Genomic DNA, 16,521 nt, shown 5'->3' with positions numbered 1-16,521 from the left:
GTTGGGGGGGTGGGGGGGGGGGGGGGTTTTTTGGGGGGGGGGCGAGGGGGGGGGGGGGTGTTGGGGGGGGGGGGGGGGGGAAGGGGGGGGGGGGGCCCGCCCCGCGAGGCGGACCGGCCCGCGAGGCTCACGTCATTCGACGGTGTAGCCCTGTTCCTCCGCATAGCCCACGACGTCCTCCTGGAGGGCGTCGGCGGCTTCGGACCCGCTGACCGAGCCCTCGTTGATGGCGGCGATCTGCTCCGTGAACGCGGAGTAGTAGTACTGGCCGATCGGCGTGTAGGTCATGCCGGTGTACGCGTTGGCCGCCGGCACGTACACCTCCTTGTTCGCCTGCTGGCCGTCGAAGAACGGCACCTCGTAGTCCAGGAAGGCCGGATCCTCGAGCACCTTGAGGTTCAGCGGGAAGATGATCTGGTTCTTCCAGCCGTCCTCGAGCGAGGCATCGTCGGCGTAGACGCCGAATGCCACCTGGGCGGCGAGCTCGGGGTCATCGGCCTGGGTGGTCACCGAGAACGCAGAGCCACCCCAGTTCACCGAGACCGGGTTGTTCGTATCCCACTGCGGCAGGGGGGCGACCGCCCAGACCCCCGCGTCGGCACCTTCGCCGACCCCCGCGCCCTGCAGGTAGCCGGGTGCCCACGCGGCCGAGAGGTACGTCGCGTACTCGCCGCCGATCACTCCCGAGATGTACTCGGGCGTGAACTGGTCCTGCGTGCCGACCAGGCCCTTCGAGGAGAGCCCGGCCCAGTAGTCGAGCACCTCCTTCGACGCGTCGTCGTTGAGGTTGATGCCGATGTTCTCCGGTGATGCAGCGTCGTAGGTGAACGGCTGGGCGCCGTTCTGGTACTGCAGCGCCATCATCACCGCCGGGACGTTGGACCCGAGGTCACCGAAGAAGGGGCCGCCGGCGTCCTTCAACGTCTGGGCCGCCTGCTCGTACTCCGCCCAGGTGGTCGGCGGCGTGAGGCCGTACTGCTCGAAGATGTCCTTGCGGTAGATCATGCCCATCGGGCCACCGTCGACGGGAGCCCCGTAGACGCCCTCGCCGACCGAGACGTCCTTCCAGGCGCCATCGCTGTAGTTGTCCTTCACCTCGTCGTAGCCGAGGTCGTTGAGTTCCACGAGTGCCTCTTGGGCCTGGAAGGTCGGGATCCGGTCGGCTTCGAGCATGACCACGTCTGGGGCCCCGCTGCCGGCCGAGATCGCCGTCTGGAACTTGTCGTATGCGTCGCCGCCGGCTCCGGCGTTGGTCCAGCAGACCTGGACCTCGTCGTTCTGCTCGTTGAAGTTGTCGACGACGAGCTCCATGTTCGGATACCAGGCCCACATCGTCACGACGGGCAGGTCGGCCTTGGGGATGGTGTTGGTGCAGTTGGCGTCGTCGTTGCCATTGTCATCGCCGGGGGTGCAGGCGGCGAGCGAGCCGGCGAGAACGACCGCGGCCGTCGCGGCCAGGAGGTGCTTCGTCTTCACTGGAGGTTCCCTTTCGGAAGCGTGGACATCCTTGTCGGTGCATTCCCAGTTGCGGAACGGTCGTCGACCGGGTCGGCGGGAGGTGCGCGTGTTCCGCGGGGATATACAACGTTGTATATACAACGTTGAAGCGAGTATCCGCCCGGCGGCGGAAGTTGTCAAGGGCCTTGTCGAAACTTCCGGACGGCGCGCCGAGCCGGTCGGGTCGGCGTGAACGATCGCGGGGCCGTGCTCAACGCTGGGAAGGCGGCGCCGTCGACTCGCGGATGACCAGGTTCGTGGACAGCTGGATGTGGTGCGACGGGGGCTGGCGGCCGGCGGCGAGCCCCGTCACCGTCTCGACCGCCATGCGGCCGATGCCCTCGAGCGGCGCCCGCACCGTGGTGAGCTTGGGCGTGACCCACTCCGCTTGGGGAACGTCGTCGAAGCCCGCGACCGAGAGCTCCCCCGGAACCGCGATCCCGCGCTGCCGTGCCGCCGACATCACCCCGAAGGCGATCGCATCGCTTCCGCCGACGATCGCGGTGACCTCGGCGCCCGAGTCCAGCAACTCGCCGGCAAGGGCCTCACCCGACTCGAACGTGTAGGGGCCGTTGCGCTGCAGCTCGGGATCCTCGGCGACTCCCGCCACGGAGAGCGCCGTGGTGTAGCCGTGGAACCGCTCGATCGTCGGCGCGGAGCCGGACGGTCCGCCGATCCAGGCGATGCGCCGGTGACCGAGTGCCAGCAGGTGCTCGGTCACCGACCGGGCCCCGGCCCAGTCGGTCGAGCCGACGCTGACGATGCTCTCGTCGAAGCTGTCGACCGGGTCGATCGACACCAGCGGGATCTTCCGTCGCGCCGCGCTCTCGAGGAGCGAGCGGGCCATCACCGAGGTCACGGCGATGATTCCGCCGGCTCCGGGATTGGAGTCGATCCAGGCGCGGATCGCCCGATCGCTGAGCTTGTGGAACCCCGACGGCTCGAGCCGCACGACGACATCGGTCGACCGCTCCGCGGCAGCGGAGACGATGCCCTGCAGTATCAGCGACGCGTACTGCGACCTGAGGCTGTCGAAGACCGCCACGAGGGGCGGCGCCGTGTCTGCGGTCGGCCTGCTGCCCGTCCGTGCGTAGCGCTGCGCCTTCATCACCTCGAGCACCCGCTCCCGGGTGTGCGGCGCGACGTCCCCGCGCCCGTTCAGCACCTTCGACGCGGTCGCCTGCGAGACTCCGGCGAGGTCCGCGACCTCGCGCAGGGTCGTCCGCTTCTCGCTCGCCATGCCGTTGCCCCTTTCGAAATGTTTCACCCCCACACTATCGAGCGAATCGCTTGTGCGCACGGCGCATCGGGGTGTTGCTATGGTCGGACCTGCTGAAAATTCATCGCAACTATTCGACGTGCGCCGACCGTGCCGCCATCGCGGCCGTCGCGCCGCTCGAGGCCCGACGAAAGGGGTGCACGTGCATCATCAGGTCCACGACGGGGACGTCGGGGCGGCCGCATCGGCCGAGACGGATGGAACCGCATCCGATCCACACGCGCGCCGTCGGGCGCTGGTGGTACGCGGCGGCTGGACCGGCCATCAGCCGGTCGAGACCACGGACTTCTTCCTCCCGTTCCTGCACGAGCACGGTTTCGACGTTCGCGTCGAGGATTCGCCCGCCGTCTACGCCGACGAGGACTACATGCGCCACGTCGACCTCATCCTCCAGAACGTGACGATGTCGACGATCGAGGACGCCGAGTTCCGGGGGCTGCGCACCGCGGTCGAGCGCGGGACGGGGTTCGCCGGCTGGCACGGCGGAATCGCGGACTCCTACCGCAACACCGCGGAGTACCTGCATCTCGTCGGCGGCCAGTTCGCGGAGCACCCGGGCAAGCATCCCGACGAGCGGACCGGTGAGCAGTCCGACAACTACGTCGCCCACACCATCGACGTCGCGCCCCTAGCGGCGGAGCATCCGATCATGGCGGGGATCGGCAGCTTCGAACTCGTCACCGAGCAGTACTGGGTGCTGCACGACGCCTACATCGACGTGCTCGCGACAACCACGCAGGCGGTGCGCCCATGGGATCCCTGGACGCGCCCGGTCACCTCGCCCGCGGTCTGGACCCGGCAGTGGGGCCGGGGCCGGATCTTCGTCTGCACCCCGGGCCACCGGCTCGAGATCGTGCAGGACCCGAATGTGCGGACGATCATCGAGAGGGGCATGCTGTGGGCCGCGCGATGAGGATCGGCGTCATCGGCGTCGGCAAGATCAGCGAGCAGTACTTCGCCCAGCTGCCGCGCCTGAGGAATCTCGAGCTCGTCGCCCTCGCCGATCTCGACGTGGAACGGTCCCGGCTGGCCGCCGAACAGCAGGGCGTCCGGGCACTGTCGGTCGACGAGCTGATCGGCGACGACGGCGTGGACGCGGTGCTGAACCTCACCACGCCCGCCGCGCACGTGGAGATCGGGCTGCGCGCACTCCGCGCGGGCAAGCATGTATTCGCCGAGAAGCCACTGGCCCTCGGCACCGGTGAAGCACGGGCGCTGCTGGAACTCGCGGACGAGTGCGGACTGCGGATCGGTTCGGCGCCCGACACCGTGCTCGGCACGGGGGTGCAGACGGCACTCCGGCTGCTGGATGACGGGTCGATCGGCGATCCCGTCGGCGCCGCGGCGCACTGGACCGCGCCAGGGCACGAGGCGTGGCATCCGGCGCCCGACTTCTACTACCAGCCGGGCGGCGGGCCACTGTTCGACATGGGGCCGTACTACCTGACCACGCTGGTCTCGCTGTTCGGGCCGGTGGTGCGCGTGCAGGGCGCGACCGCGCGGTCGAGGCGGGCACGGTCCATCGCCACGGGCCCGGCGGCGGGTCGCGCGATCGAGGTCGAGGTCGACACCCACGTCACCGCGATCCTCGATCACCGGGACGGTGCCGTCTCGACGGTGACGGTCAGCTTCGAGGTGTGGGCGTCGAGGGTTCCGGACATCGAGGTCTACGGCACCGAGGGCACCATCTCGGTCGCCGACCCCAACCGGTTCTCCGACGCCACGGAGATCTGGCGCGCCGCCGAACCGGACTGGGTCGTCGCGGAACCGAACGCCGGCTACGCCGATGCGGGTCGGGGCGTCGGGCTCTCGGACATGGCACGCGCGATCGAGACGGGCCGGCCGCACCGCGCGAGCGGCGAGCTGGCCTTCCATGTCCTCGAGATCATGGAGTCGGTGCTCGCTGCCGGTCGGGAGCACCGCGTGGTCGAGCTGGTGAGCACGACCGAGCGCCCCGCGCTCGTTCCCGTCGGCGCGGAGCCGTGGACCTGGTGAAGCGGATCAGCCCCCGTAGGCGTTGACGGCGGCCCCCGCAACGGGAGTGCTGACGGCGAACAGCGCCCCGGCCGCAGGGTCGGAGGACGGGTCGACGTCCTGTCGCGAGGTGGTGATGAAGAGGGTCCGACGGTCATCCCCGCCGAACGCGCAGGAGGTGACGTTGCCCGCCCCGGGCACGTCGACGACCTCGTCGAGGACTCCCTGCGGGGAGTAGCGATGGACGGCTCCCCCGCCCCACAGTGCGACCCAGAGCCCGCCGTCGGCGTCGATGGCCATGCCGTCCGGCGCACCTCCGCCGTCGTCGAACCGGACGAGCACCCGGGGATCGAGCAGGCGACCGTCGGTTTCGACCTCGTAGGAGGTGATCGTCGTCGTGCCCGTGTCGTTGTGGAACGCCCGCTCACCGCTCGCCGACCAGACGAGCCCGTTCGGGATCGTCACCGCCGGCAGTGCGATGCGCAGGCTCCCGTCGGGATCGAGCCGGTACAGCGTGCCTGCGCCGGCCGCCGTGTCGTAGGCCATCGAGCCGATGTAGAAGCGCCCGGCCCCGTCGCAGCCGCCCTCGTTCAGCCGGACTGCGGGATCGTCCAGCACGTGCACGACGCGTTCGAGCGTCCAGTGCTCGTCGAGCAGCAGGATGTCGCGCTCGCCCGCGACCAGGTAGCCGCCGCCCGCCCGGTGCCGGACGACCGCGGCCACGTCGTCGAGATGACGCCGCGTCACGGTGCCCGTCGGCAGCAGCGTGACGACGTCGCCCGCCAGCATGTCGACGAACCGCAGGCGACTCGCCCGGTCGTCCCAGAAGGCGCCCTCGCCGTGGTAGGCGACGCGATCGGTGATTCGCTCAGCCCGCATCCAGCATCTCCCTCGACTCTTCAGATGTTTCGGGCGAGTATGCCATTGTTTCGAGTACCGCGGGCATCGAGGTCCGCAGAAGGAGGCACCTGTGACCACGACGGACGCCGCACACTCCACCCCGGAGCACCTCCCCGTCGACGCCGCGGACGCGGTCCTGATCGCCCGCATCGACGACCCCGACCGGTCGGCGCCCGTCGTCGCCGTGCTTCGCGGCGACCTCCTCGTCGACGTGTCCTCCGTTGCTGCGACCGTGTCCGACCTGCTCGACATCGAGGACGTGCCGGCGGCCCTCGCGAGGGTGGGTGCGGGGGCGCGCTCCTGGCCGGTCGCCGACGTCCTGCGCGCCTCGCTCGCAGCGGATCCGGACCGTCCGCGGCTGCTCGCCCCCGTCGACCTGCAGGTCGTCAAGGCGTGCGGCGTCACCTTCGCCGACTCGCTGCTCGAGCGGGTCATCGAGGAGCGCGCCGCCGGCGACCGCGACGCCGCGGACTCGATGCGCGAACGGGTCGCCGCGTCGATCGGCCGGGGACTCGACCGCGTCCGGCCGGGCACGCCCGAGGCGCTGGCACTCAAGCAGGCGCTGATCGCCGAGGGCATGTGGTCGCAGTACCTCGAGGTGGGCATCGGACCCGACCCCGAGGTCTTCACCAAGGCCCCGGTGCTCTCGTCGGTCGGATACGGCGCTCGGGTCGGCGTGCGGGCCGAGTCGAGGTGGAACAATCCCGAACCCGAGCTCGTGCTGGTCATGGACTCGCGCGGCACGCCGGTCGCAGCCACGCTCGGCAACGACGTCAACCTGCGCGACATCGAGGGCCGCAGCGCCCTCCTCCTCGGCGCCGCCAAGGACAACAACGCCTCCTGCGCCGTGGGTCCCTTCCTGCGGTTGTTCGACGAGCGGTTCGACCTCGACCGACTGCGCACCGAGACCATCGGCCTGCGGGTGGAGGGCGAGGACGGCTTCGTGCTCGAGGGGACGAACGTGCTGGATCGGATCAGCCGACCCTTCGAGGAACTGATCGCCGCCGCGTCCGGCGACCACCACCAGTTCCCCGACGGTTTCGTGCTGTTCACCGGCACGCTGTTCGCGCCGGTGCAGGATCGCGACGAGGCCGGGTCGGGCTTCACGCACCACGTCGGCGACAGGGTCACCATCTGGAGCCCGTCGCTCGGAGCCCTCGTGAACACCGTGGGCATCAGCGAGGAGCTCGAGCCCTGGACCTTCGGCATCCGCGCACTGATGACCGCGCTCGCCGCCGACTCGGCGCGCGCCGCCGTGAGCGCGGAGCCAGCCGAAAATCTTTCGAAATGACGACTTAAGTTGCGGTGTCATTATTCGCTGGCTACTCTGACGGCGACATGGATGTCCATCGGATCTCGCCCGGCGGAGCAGTGGGAGCAATGAACGAACGACGCAGTTCGCAGTGGTACGGCGGCGACGACCGCAACGCATACCTCCACCGTGCGTGGATGAGGCGCGGCGTCCCGTCTGACGCCTTCGACCGGCCCCAGATCGCGATCGCGAACACCGCGTCCGACCTGACGCCGTGCAACTCCCACCTCGACGAGGTCGCCGAGAGCGTCAAGCTCGGCGTGTACGAGGCGGGCGGGATCCCGCTCAACCTGCCCGTGGTCTCGCTCGGCGAGACGCAGGTGCGGCCGACCGCCATGCTGTGGCGCAACATGGCGGCGATGGCGATCGAGGAGATGCTCCGGGCCAACCCCATCGACGGCGTCGTGCTCCTCGGCGGCTGCGACAAGACCATCCCGTCGCTGCTCATGGCGGCCGCATCGGTCGACATCCCCGCCGTCGTCGTCCCCGGCGGCCCGATGCTCAACGGCACCTTCCGCGGGGTCCCCCTCGGCTGCGGCACGGATGTGTGGAAGCTCAGCGAGGAGGTGCGCGCGGGCACCCTCTCCGCGAAACTCTTCAACCGCTCCGAGTCCTCGATGATCCGAAGCCGGGGTCACTGCAACACGATGGGCACGGCCTCGACGATGGGACTGCTGGCCGAGGCGCTCGGCACCACCCTGCCCGGCATCGCGGGCACGCCCGCCCCCGACAGCCGGCTGCTCGAGGGAGCGCACGAGACCGGCCGGCTCATCGTCGAGATGGTGGCCGAAGGGCGCACCCCCAGCACGACGATCACGGCAGCGTCGTTCCACAACGCGATCGTCACCCTCGCCGCGATCGGCGGCTCGACGAACGCCGTGGTGCACCTCCTCGCCATCGCAGGGCGCCTCGGCGTCGAACTCACCCTCGACGACTTCGACCGGATCGCCGCCGAGGTCCCGCTCCTCGTCAACCTGCAGCCCGCAGGCCGCTACCTGATGGAGGACTTCTTCCGCGCGGGCGGCCTGCTCGCCGTGCTCGACCAGGTGCGCGACCTGCTCGACCCGAGCGCGATCACCGTGACGGGGCGACCCCTCGTCGAGTACCTCGACGAGCAGCAGATCTGGGATGCCGACGTCATCTCGCCGCGCGCCGAGCCGTTGCTCGACGGTGGCGGCATCGCGGTGCTGCGCGGCAACCTCGCCCCGACCGGCGCCATCATCAAGCCGGCCGCCGCCAGCACCGAGCTGCTCAAGCACCGCGGCCGCGCAGTGGTCTTCGACTCGGTCGAGGACATGCACGCCCGCATCGACGACCCCGAGCTCGAGGTCGACGCCTCGTCGGTCCTGGTCCTCCGCGGCTGCGGGCCCCGCGGCTACCCGGGCATGCCCGAGGTCGCGAACATGCCGCTGCCGCAGAAGCTGCTCCAGCAGGGCGTGCGCGACATGGTCCGCATCTGCGACGGCCGGATGAGCGGCACCGCGTACGGCACGGTCGTGCTGCACGTGACCCCCGAGGCGGCGGCCGGTGGCCCGCTCGGGCTCGTGCAGGACGGCGACGAGATCCTGCTCGACGTGCGCGGCCGCCGGCTCGAGCTCCTGGTCCCCGACGAGGAGCTCCAACGACGCCGCGTGCCCGACTCGACCTCCGACGCCTTCGCGGCACCGGCCCGCGGCTGGGAGAAGCTGTACGTCGACCACGTGCTGCAGGCCGACACGGGCGCCGATCTCGACTTCCTGCTCGGCGCGACGGGCCCCGACGTCGCCCGCGAGTCGCACTGATGCGGGCGGCGATCCTGACGGCGCCCGGCACGCCGCTGTCGGTCGAGGAGGTCTCCCTGGCGGAGCCCCGGCACGGCGAGGTCGCCGTGCGGGTCGAGGCTGCAGGCGTCTGCCACAGCGACTACCACTACATGACGGGCGACATCAGCTGCCCGTTGCCGGTCGTGCTCGGCCATGAGGGCGCGGGCATCGTCGAGGCGATCGGTCCCGGCACCACCGGTCGGGTCCAGGTCGGCGACCGCGTCGCGCTCATGTGGAGGCCGCGTTGCGGGCAGTGCGCCGCGTGCCTCACCGGCAACCCGGTCCTCTGCGAGTTCGGCCCTCGGCAGGCGGCGACCGGCGGACTGCTCGACGGCACCTCACGCCTGAGCCGGGACGGCGAGACGGTGCATCACTTCCTCGGCGTCTCGTGCTTCGCCGAGCGCGTCGTCGTCTCGGAGAGCGCCGTCGTCGGCGTTCCCGACGGCGTTCCCGCCGAGATCGCGGCGATCGCCGGATGCGCGGTGATCACCGGCGTCGGCGCCATGCTGAACGTCGTCGAGCGGGCGGCCGGCGAGCCGGTGCTGATCGTCGGCGCCGGCGGTGTCGGCCTGTCGGCGGTGATGGGGGCGCGGCTGATCGGCGCCGACCCGATCGTCGTGGTCGACATCGACGCCGACAAGCTCGAGCACGCGCGCCGACTCGGCGCGACGCACACGGTCGATGCCTCCCTGGGCGACCCCGTCGAGCAGGTCTCCTCGCTCGTCCCGGGCGGGGTTCCCTGGGCGATCGAGGCGATCGGCCGCCCGCAGACGCTGCGCCAGGCGTTCGACTCGCTCTCGCCGACGGGCACGCTCGTCGCCGTCGGCCTCGCGGGCGTCGGCGACACGTTCCCGCTGCCGATCAACCCGCTCGTCCAACGCCAGCGCCGCGTGGTCGGCTGCCTGTACGGGTCGGCGAACCCGCTGATCGACCTGCCTCGCATCTTCCGGCTCTACCTGGCCGGGCGGCTTCCGCTCGACGACCTGATCGGCAGCAGGTTCTCGCTCGACGAGGTCAACGCCGCCTACGACGGGCTGCGGGCCGCGGTGGGTCGCGGGGTGATCGTGCCGTGACCGCCGCCTTCGCCACGTATCCCAGCCTCGCCGGCCGCACGGCCTTCGTCAGTGGCGGTGCGACCGGGCTCGGCGCCGAGTTCGTGCGCCAGCTCTCCGCGCAGGGCGTCCGGGTCGGCTTCGTCGACGTCGACGAGGACGCGGGCCGCGAACTCGCACGTGCCATCGGCGCCGACGGCCACCCCCAGCCGCTCTTCCACGCGTGCGACGTGCGCGACATCCCCGCCCTGACCGGCGCGATCCGCGAGGTCGCCGAGCGGCTCGGACCGATCACGGTGCTGGTCAACAACGCCGCACGGGACGAACGCATCCGGGTCGCCGACGTCGACGTCGAACGCTGGGACGAGTCGCTCGCCGTCAACCTGCGTCACCACTTCTTCGCGGCCCAGGCGGTCTGGCCGATGATGCGCGAATCGGGTGGCGGATCCATCATCAACCTCGGCTCGATCAGCGCACACATCGACCTGCTCGACCTGCCGGGCTACATCACCTCGAAGGCGGGCATCGAGGGCCTCACCCGCACGCTCGCGCGCGAGCTCGGTCCCGACGGCATCCGGGTCAACTGCATCATCCCGGGATGGATCATGACCGAGCGCCAGCTGACGCACTGGATCACCCCGGAAGCCGAGGCCTCGATCGAGCGCAACCAGTGCCTGCCGAACAAGCTCTACCCCGACGATGTCGCACGCCTCATGCTGTGGCTCGCGGCCGACGACTCGCGTTCGTGCACCGCCCAGAAATGGGTCGTCGACGGCGGATGGATGTGACCGGCGTGCACGCGCCGGCGAGGAGGAGCACGATGACGACGCTCGAGGAACTGCGATCGACGACCGCCGCCGCGGCCGGCGCCGCCCACCGCGCGGCCACCGCCAGCCCCGAGGAGCGGGCGGGGTGGCTGCGCGCCATCGCCGACCGGCTCGACGAGCACTCCGGCGAACTCGTCGAGATCGCCGAACGCGAGACCCGACTCCCGACCGCCCGCCTCACGGGTGAGGTGGTGCGCACCACCACGCAACTGCGGATGTTCGCCGACGTGGTGCTCGACGGCGGCTATCTCGAGGTGGTGATCGATCACGCCGATCCATCCGCCACGCCGCCATCGCCCGACCTGCGCCGCATGCTGGTCGCCATCGGACCGGTCGCCGTGTTCTCGGCCTCCAACTTCCCCTTCGCGTTCTCGGTCGCGGGCGGCGACACCGCGTCGGCGCTCGCGGCCGGCTGCCCCGTGGTCGTGAAGGCCCACTCGGGGCACCTCGAGCTGTCGGCGCGCAGCGCCGAACTGGTCCGCGAGGCCCTGGCGGACGCGGGCGCACCCGAGGGTCTGTTCGCGCTCGTCACGGGCCGCGAGGCGGGCAACGCCCTCGTCACCGATCCGAACATCGCCGCGGTGGGCTTCACCGGCTCGGTGCGCGGCGGCCGCGCCCTGTCCGACCTCGCCGCCGGGCGTCCCGACCCGATCCCGTTCTTCGGCGAGCTCGGGAGCGTGAACCCCGTGGTGCTCACCCGCCGCGCCGTGGAGCGCCGCGCCGACGCACTCGCCGAAGGCCTGACCGCCTCCTTCACGCTGGGCGTGGGCCAGTTCTGCACGAAGCCCGGGATCGTGTTCGTGCCAGCCGGCGCGGGCTTCGAGGACCGCATCGCCCCGGTCGCGGCAGCGGCATCCGGTGGACCGCTGCTGACCGACCGGATCGCCGATTCCTTCCCCGAGGGCCTCGCCGAGCTCGCCGCCGATTCGTCCGTCCGCGTGCTCGCCGGGCCGGTGGAGCAGCAGGGTGCAGGCGCCGACGCGCAGCCTGTCGTCTTCGCGACCACCGCCGAGGCGGCGCGCGCGAACCCCGGCACCCTGCTCGAGGAGTGCTTCGGGCCGACCACGCTGCTCATCGCCTACTCCTCCGACGCCGACCTGCTCGACACGCTCCGCATCGTGCCCGGAAGCCTGACCGCGACCGTGCACTCGGAGGCCGAGGACGACCTCGCCGAGCTCGTCGACGTGGTCAGCGGACGGGCCGGCCGGGTCGTCTTCGACGGCTGGCCGACGGGCGTCGCCGTGACCTGGTCGCAGCACCACGGCGGACCCTGGCCCGCGACGACGTCGCAGCACACGTCGGTCGGCGCCACGGCGATCCGCCGGTTCCTGCGCCCGCTCGCCTTCCAGAACGCGCCGGAGCGCGTCCTTCCCGACGCGCTGCTCGAGGAGAATCCACTGGGCATCCCCCGTCGTGTCGACGGCGTGCTCCAGCCCGCTCTCGCGTCGAGGGGTTCGCGATGACCCGCGATCTGCCTCGGCGCCGGCTCGGCCGCACCGAGTTGTCGGTGACCGAGCTGTGCTTCGGCACCAGCCCGATCGCGAACATCCCGGGTCTCTACGGCTACGAGGTCGGCGAGGAGCGCGCGGTTGCGACGGTGCTGGCCGCCATGGACAGCCCGGTCCGCTTCCTCGACACCTCGAACGGCTATGGCCCCGATGGCGAGAGCGAGCGACGCATCGGCGAGGCGATCCGTCGCCGCGGAGGCCTCGACGACGACTTCCTGCTCGCGACCAAGGTGGACCCCGACCCCACGACAGGCGACTTCTCGGGCGCTCGCGTGCGCGCGTCGCTCGCCGAGAGCCTGGACCGGCTCGGCCTCGACCGGGTTCCGCTGCTGCACCTGCACGACCCGGAGCGCGCCACGTTCGACGACGCGATGGCCGACGACGGACCGGTCGCTGCGATGGTCGCGCTCAAGGAGGAGGGTGCCGTCGATCACCTCGGCGTCGCCGGCGGTCCGATCGAGCTCATGCGGCGCTTCATCGGCACCGGCCTCTTCGACGTCGTGCTCACCCACAACCGGTACACGCTGCTCGACCGTTCCGCCGAGCCCCTGCTCGCCGACGCGGCCGCACTCGACGTCGGCGTGCTGAACGCGGCGCCGTACGGCGGCGGCATGCTGTCGAAGGGCCCGTCGTCGACGTCGCGGTACGCGTACGGCGAGCGCGAGGGCGTGCGCGACGCCGCGCTCGCGATGCAGCAGGCGTGCGACCGGCACGGGGTGCCGCTGGCCGCCGCGGCTCTGCGCTTCTCCCTCCGGGACGAGCGCGTCGCCTCGACCGTCGTGGGCGTCTCGGCCCCCGAGCGGATCGACCAGACACTGGAGCTGTACGCGACCGAGATCCCCGATGACCTCTGGGCCGAGTTGGACGAGCACGTGCCGCCTCGCGCCACCTGGCTCGACGGCTGAGGGCGCGGCGTTCCGCCCGTGATTCCCGCGTGCCGACCCGCCGCGCCCAGCGCGAGACGCAGGACGCGGCAGGTCGGTGGATGCATTAGGCGGCGTTCGCGGTCGGAGCGAGGGCCGAGAAGGCGTCGCGGGCCTGGTGGTAGCCGCGCAGCAGCCGCTCGACGAATGCGTCGACCTCGGGGTCGGGCGCCGTCAGCTCGGGATGCTCCGCGCGCCAGCGCACCATGCCGAGCACTGCCCGATCGAAGGTGAGGCGCGGTGCGAAGCCGGGCACGTATCGGCGGATCTTGGTGTTGTCGAAGACCGCACTGTGGGAGAGGTCACCGACGATGAGGTCGGACCAGAACCAGTCCGGCGCCGCCATCGGGTAGAACTCGGACGGGACGTGCACCAGCCGGGCCTCGACGCCGAGCGCGTCGGCGATGGTCGTGTAGATCTGGTCCCAGGTGAAGACGTCGTCGCCCGTGATGTGGAACGCCTCGCCGACGGCGCGGGAGTTGCCGAGCAGCCCGACGAGGCCCTGGGCGAGGTCGTCCGAGTGGGTGAGGGTCCAGAGCGAGGTGCCGTCGCCGTGGACGACGATCTCGTCGCCGCGCGCGAGGCGGTCGACGATGGTCCAGTCACCGGGCAGCGGCGGGTTGTGCTCGTCGTACGTGTGCGACGGGCGCACGATCGTCACCGGGAACCCGGTCTCGGCATGCCGCGCCATGAGCAGGTCCTCGGCCGCCATCTTGTCTCGGGCGTAGGCCAGGAAGGGGTTCCTGCGGAGGGTCGACTCGACGATGGGGGTCTGCAGCACCGGCTTCCGGTAGATCGAGGCGGAGCTGATGTAGACGTACTGGCCGGTGCGACCTTCGAACAGCTCCACCATCCGGGAGGCGTCTTCCGGCCCGTAGGACAGGAAGTTGACGACCGCGTCGAATTCGCGGTCGCCGAGGGCCGCGCGGACGGACGCGTCGTCGGTGATGTCGCCGACGAGCGAGGTCACCTCTGCGGGCAGGTCGCGTGCCTTCTGGTTGTTGCCGCGGTTCAGCACGGAGACCTCCATGCCGGCGGCGACGGAGCGGCGGACGCAGGAGGCGCTGATGGTGCCGGTGCCGCCGATGTAGAGCACCGAAAGGGGGGCTGAGCCTGGAGTCATCGTGTATCCGATCGTGTGGGTCGTGCGTCTTCGGGTGAGGTGTGGGGTGGCCGATCAGAGCTTGCCGGCGTACCAGTCCTCGAATGCGTTCTCGGTCACGCTGATCAGGATGTCCTCGGGCCGGATCCCGAGGCCTGCGAGGCGTTCGACGATGGCGCGGTAGAGCTCCCGCTTGGTGGCGACCGAGTACATGTGCACCATGACGATGCGGATCAGGACGAGTCCCCGGCGGTCGACGCCGTTGTACCCGGGATCGAACTTGAGCTCTGCCGCCTCGTGCGGGCGGAACACGTGGAACAGGTCGTCGGGCGTGATGCCCAGCGCGTCGACCTGCGCCTGCTGGATCTCGGCGCTGATGCGCTCGTGCAGCCCCTCGTAGAGGCTGCGCTCGAGATCGATCTGGATGAGCGGCATGTTCACTCCTTCGTGTCCCCGGTCGCGCCATTCGCGTCAGGTGCCGGCGCCAAGCTAATCATCTCGAAGAACCATCCGCAAATCTTTCGGGATGAACTGGCCGCCTGACGACGCGCACGGAGGCCGAGGGCGCCCGCCCCACTTGTCAGCATCCTCACCAGGCCGAGTGTTTCCGGCGTTGCGCGCCTTCTGACGCCCAAGACAGGCGTCCGAAATGTTTCGAAACTCAGATGAGTCTTGACGCCAAAGATTCGGTCACGTACGGTGTCACAGTCGCGAAGGACGGGCCCCGGGGCTCGGGTCGTGAGACGAGGAAGTCCCGCCCCCTCCGTCCTTGCACCGGCAGCGCAGCAGCGCCACCGAAACGCGGAGCCGGCACACTGCAGTGCCGGACTCGAGCCAAGGAGAACGATGCACACAGCACGCAGCTCACATCGTCGCGGCCGCCCCCTGGTGGCCGCCGGCGTGATCATCACGAGCGCCGCCCTCGCATTGACCGGCTGCACCGGTGGAGGCGGAGGCGGTGCCGAGGGCGACGCCGACTCGGGCACGATCGACTGGTGGGGCTGGACCCCCGATGTCAACGTCGCCCAGAGCTACATCGAGGCGTTCAACGAGGAGTACCCCGACATCACCGTCAACTACAAGCAGGTGCCGATCGAGGACTGGGAGGCCGCGCTCCGGCCCGCCCTGCAGACCTCGAGCGGACCCGACGTCTTCGGCGTCCAGCCCGGCTCCCGCGTCGACGCGTTCAAGAGCTTCGCCGAGGACCTCACCCCGCTGGCCGAGGAGGCGCTCGGCGAGGACTGGCAGGACGAGGTCTCCCAGATCGGCATCGACGGCCTCACGGCCGACGACAAGCTCGTCGCCATGTCGGTCGGCGCGGTGTACGCCGGCTCGATGTGGGTCAACCAGGCCCTGTTCGACCAGGTCGGCCTCGAGCACCCCACGACCCTCGAGGAGTGGATCGACGCCTGCGAGACCTTCCGCGAGAACAACATCGGATGCTTCGTCCAGGGGGCCTCCCAGGAGGGCTTCGACCAGGACACCCTCCAGGCGATCGCGGAGCGCGTCGAGCCCGGCGCGTGGACCGAGGCCTCGAAGGGCGACCGTCCGTGGAACGACCCGGCGATCGTCGAGACGTTCGAGATCTGGAAGCGCCTCTTCACCGACGGCATCATGCAGGACGGCGCCATCGGCTACGCCCAGTACCCCGACGCCAACAACGACTTCATGTCGGGCAAGTACGCCATGATCATGATGGGCTCGTGGTACACCCAGTACGCCCCCGAGGAGGGCATGCTCGGGGCGATCTCCGCGGCCGGCGTCGCGAACCCCGAGGCGTTCCCCCTCGTTCCCATCGAGTTCCCGGATGTCGCGGGCAAGGGCAACCCGGCCGGCTACTTCGGTGACGCCGACTACGGTCTTGCGCTCAGCAACAAGTCCGACAACAAGGCCGCCGCTCGCACGTTCATCACGTGGCTGACGACCAACGAGGACGCGCAGCAGCTCGTCGCGGACAAGCTGAACAACATCCCGGCGCTCAACGGCGTGGTCCCCGAGTGGGAGAACATCACGCTGCCCTTCCCGGACCAGCAGCTCGAGGCGCTCCAGAACTACACGGAGACCGTCCCGCAGACCTCGCTGGCCCGGTTCCTCCACCTCAACCAGGACGAGCAGGACGCGATCCTCGCCGCCGCGGTCTCGGTCGCCGAGGGCACCGCGACGCCGCAGGAGGCCGCGGACACGATGCAGTCCACCGTCGAGGCCCTCGGGTAACCCGAAGGCTCCGACTCCGCCGGTGATCCGTCGCCGGCACGGGGGGGGGGGGGGGGGGGGGGGGGGGGGGGAGACGCAACCCCCCCGCGGCGCCGTTGGCCCGATCGCACCCAGAACACACACAGTCCAAC

General features: G+C 70.6%; 14 protein-coding genes. 9 read left to right on the top strand and 5 right to left on the bottom strand.

What is annotated here, in order from left to right:
- Nucleotides 1-132: 132 nt before the first annotated feature.
- Nucleotides 133-1,476, bottom strand: a complete 1,344-nt coding sequence (locus ACZ4TW_RS23345; protein ID WP_465546846.1) for an ABC transporter substrate-binding protein — start codon at nt 1,474-1,476, stop codon at nt 133-135.
- A 232-nt stretch (nt 1,477-1,708) separates the two neighbouring features.
- Nucleotides 1,709-2,737, bottom strand: a complete 1,029-nt coding sequence (locus tag ACZ4TW_RS23340; RefSeq protein WP_465546844.1) for a LacI family DNA-binding transcriptional regulator — start codon at nt 2,735-2,737, stop codon at nt 1,709-1,711.
- Nucleotides 2,738-3,011: 274 nt separating this feature from the next.
- Between ACZ4TW_RS23340 and ACZ4TW_RS23335 the strand changes: the two genes are divergently transcribed.
- Together ACZ4TW_RS23335 and ACZ4TW_RS23330 are read left to right on the top strand one after the other, a co-directional pair.
- A complete protein-coding gene (locus tag ACZ4TW_RS23335; protein ID WP_465546848.1) occupies nt 3,012-3,689 on the top strand; it encodes a ThuA domain-containing protein in 678 nt (225 codons plus the stop codon).
- A complete protein-coding gene (locus ACZ4TW_RS23330) occupies nt 3,686-4,771 on the top strand; it encodes a Gfo/Idh/MocA family protein (RefSeq protein WP_465546842.1) in 1,086 nt (361 codons plus the stop codon). Before ACZ4TW_RS23335 ends, ACZ4TW_RS23330 begins: the two co-directional genes overlap by 4 nt.
- 6 nt (nt 4,772-4,777) lie before the next feature.
- Here the strand turns inward: ACZ4TW_RS23330 and ACZ4TW_RS23325 are convergent, their stop codons facing one another.
- Complete coding sequence (locus ACZ4TW_RS23325; protein ID WP_465546840.1) at nt 4,778-5,629, bottom strand: SMP-30/gluconolactonase/LRE family protein; 852 nt, start codon at nt 5,627-5,629, stop codon at nt 4,778-4,780.
- Nucleotides 5,630-5,720: 91 nt separating this feature from the next.
- On the opposite strand from ACZ4TW_RS23325, the gene ACZ4TW_RS23320 reads away from it, so the two are divergent.
- The 6 genes from ACZ4TW_RS23320 to ACZ4TW_RS23295 all read left to right on the top strand — a co-directional run bounded on the left by ACZ4TW_RS23320 (nt 5,721) and on the right by ACZ4TW_RS23295 (nt 13,056).
- Nucleotides 5,721-6,941 carry a fumarylacetoacetate hydrolase family protein gene (locus ACZ4TW_RS23320; protein ID WP_465546838.1) on the top strand — a complete coding sequence of 407 codons (1,221 nt, stop codon included), beginning with the start codon at nt 5,721-5,723 and terminating at the stop codon, nt 6,939-6,941.
- 89 nt (nt 6,942-7,030) lie between these two features.
- Entirely contained in the window at nt 7,031-8,743 is a 1,713-nt protein-coding gene (locus tag ACZ4TW_RS23315; RefSeq protein WP_465546836.1) for an IlvD/Edd family dehydratase, read from the top strand.
- Nucleotides 8,743-9,837 carry a zinc-binding dehydrogenase gene (locus ACZ4TW_RS23310; RefSeq protein ID WP_465546834.1) on the top strand — a complete coding sequence of 365 codons (1,095 nt, stop codon included), beginning with the start codon at nt 8,743-8,745 and terminating at the stop codon, nt 9,835-9,837. The genes ACZ4TW_RS23315 and ACZ4TW_RS23310 overlap by 1 nt, the downstream gene beginning before the upstream one ends.
- Entirely contained in the window at nt 9,834-10,604 is a 771-nt protein-coding gene (locus tag ACZ4TW_RS23305) for an SDR family NAD(P)-dependent oxidoreductase (protein ID WP_465546832.1), read from the top strand. Before ACZ4TW_RS23310 ends, ACZ4TW_RS23305 begins: the two co-directional genes overlap by 4 nt.
- A 32-nt stretch (nt 10,605-10,636) precedes the next feature.
- On the top strand, nt 10,637-12,106 hold the full coding sequence (locus tag ACZ4TW_RS23300) for an aldehyde dehydrogenase (NADP(+)) (protein ID WP_465546830.1): 1,470 nt from the start codon (nt 10,637-10,639) through the stop codon (nt 12,104-12,106).
- Nucleotides 12,103-13,056, top strand: a complete 954-nt coding sequence (locus tag ACZ4TW_RS23295) for an aldo/keto reductase (protein WP_465546828.1) — start codon at nt 12,103-12,105, stop codon at nt 13,054-13,056. Before ACZ4TW_RS23300 ends, ACZ4TW_RS23295 begins: the two co-directional genes overlap by 4 nt.
- 85 nt (nt 13,057-13,141) lie before the next feature.
- Here ACZ4TW_RS23295 and ACZ4TW_RS23290 read toward each other — a convergent pair whose 3' ends face one another.
- Together ACZ4TW_RS23290 and ACZ4TW_RS23285 are read right to left on the bottom strand one after the other, a co-directional pair.
- On the bottom strand, nt 13,142-14,197 hold the full coding sequence (locus tag ACZ4TW_RS23290; protein ID WP_465546827.1) for an SDR family oxidoreductase: 1,056 nt from the start codon (nt 14,195-14,197) through the stop codon (nt 13,142-13,144).
- Nucleotides 14,198-14,251: 54 nt separating this feature from the next.
- Nucleotides 14,252-14,611 carry a tautomerase family protein gene (locus ACZ4TW_RS23285; RefSeq protein WP_465546825.1) on the bottom strand — a complete coding sequence of 120 codons (360 nt, stop codon included), beginning with the start codon at nt 14,609-14,611 and terminating at the stop codon, nt 14,252-14,254.
- Nucleotides 14,612-15,022: 411 nt separating this feature from the next.
- Between ACZ4TW_RS23285 and ACZ4TW_RS23280 the strand changes: the two genes are divergently transcribed.
- On the top strand, nt 15,023-16,390 hold the full coding sequence (locus tag ACZ4TW_RS23280; RefSeq protein WP_465546823.1) for an ABC transporter substrate-binding protein: 1,368 nt from the start codon (nt 15,023-15,025) through the stop codon (nt 16,388-16,390).
- Nucleotides 16,391-16,521: the final 131 nt, after the last annotated feature.

It is taken from the genome of Agromyces sp. NPDC029043, assembly GCF_055564615.1.
The sequence above is the reverse complement of the archived record's forward strand: the minus strand, read 5'-3'. Positions and strand labels throughout refer to the sequence as shown.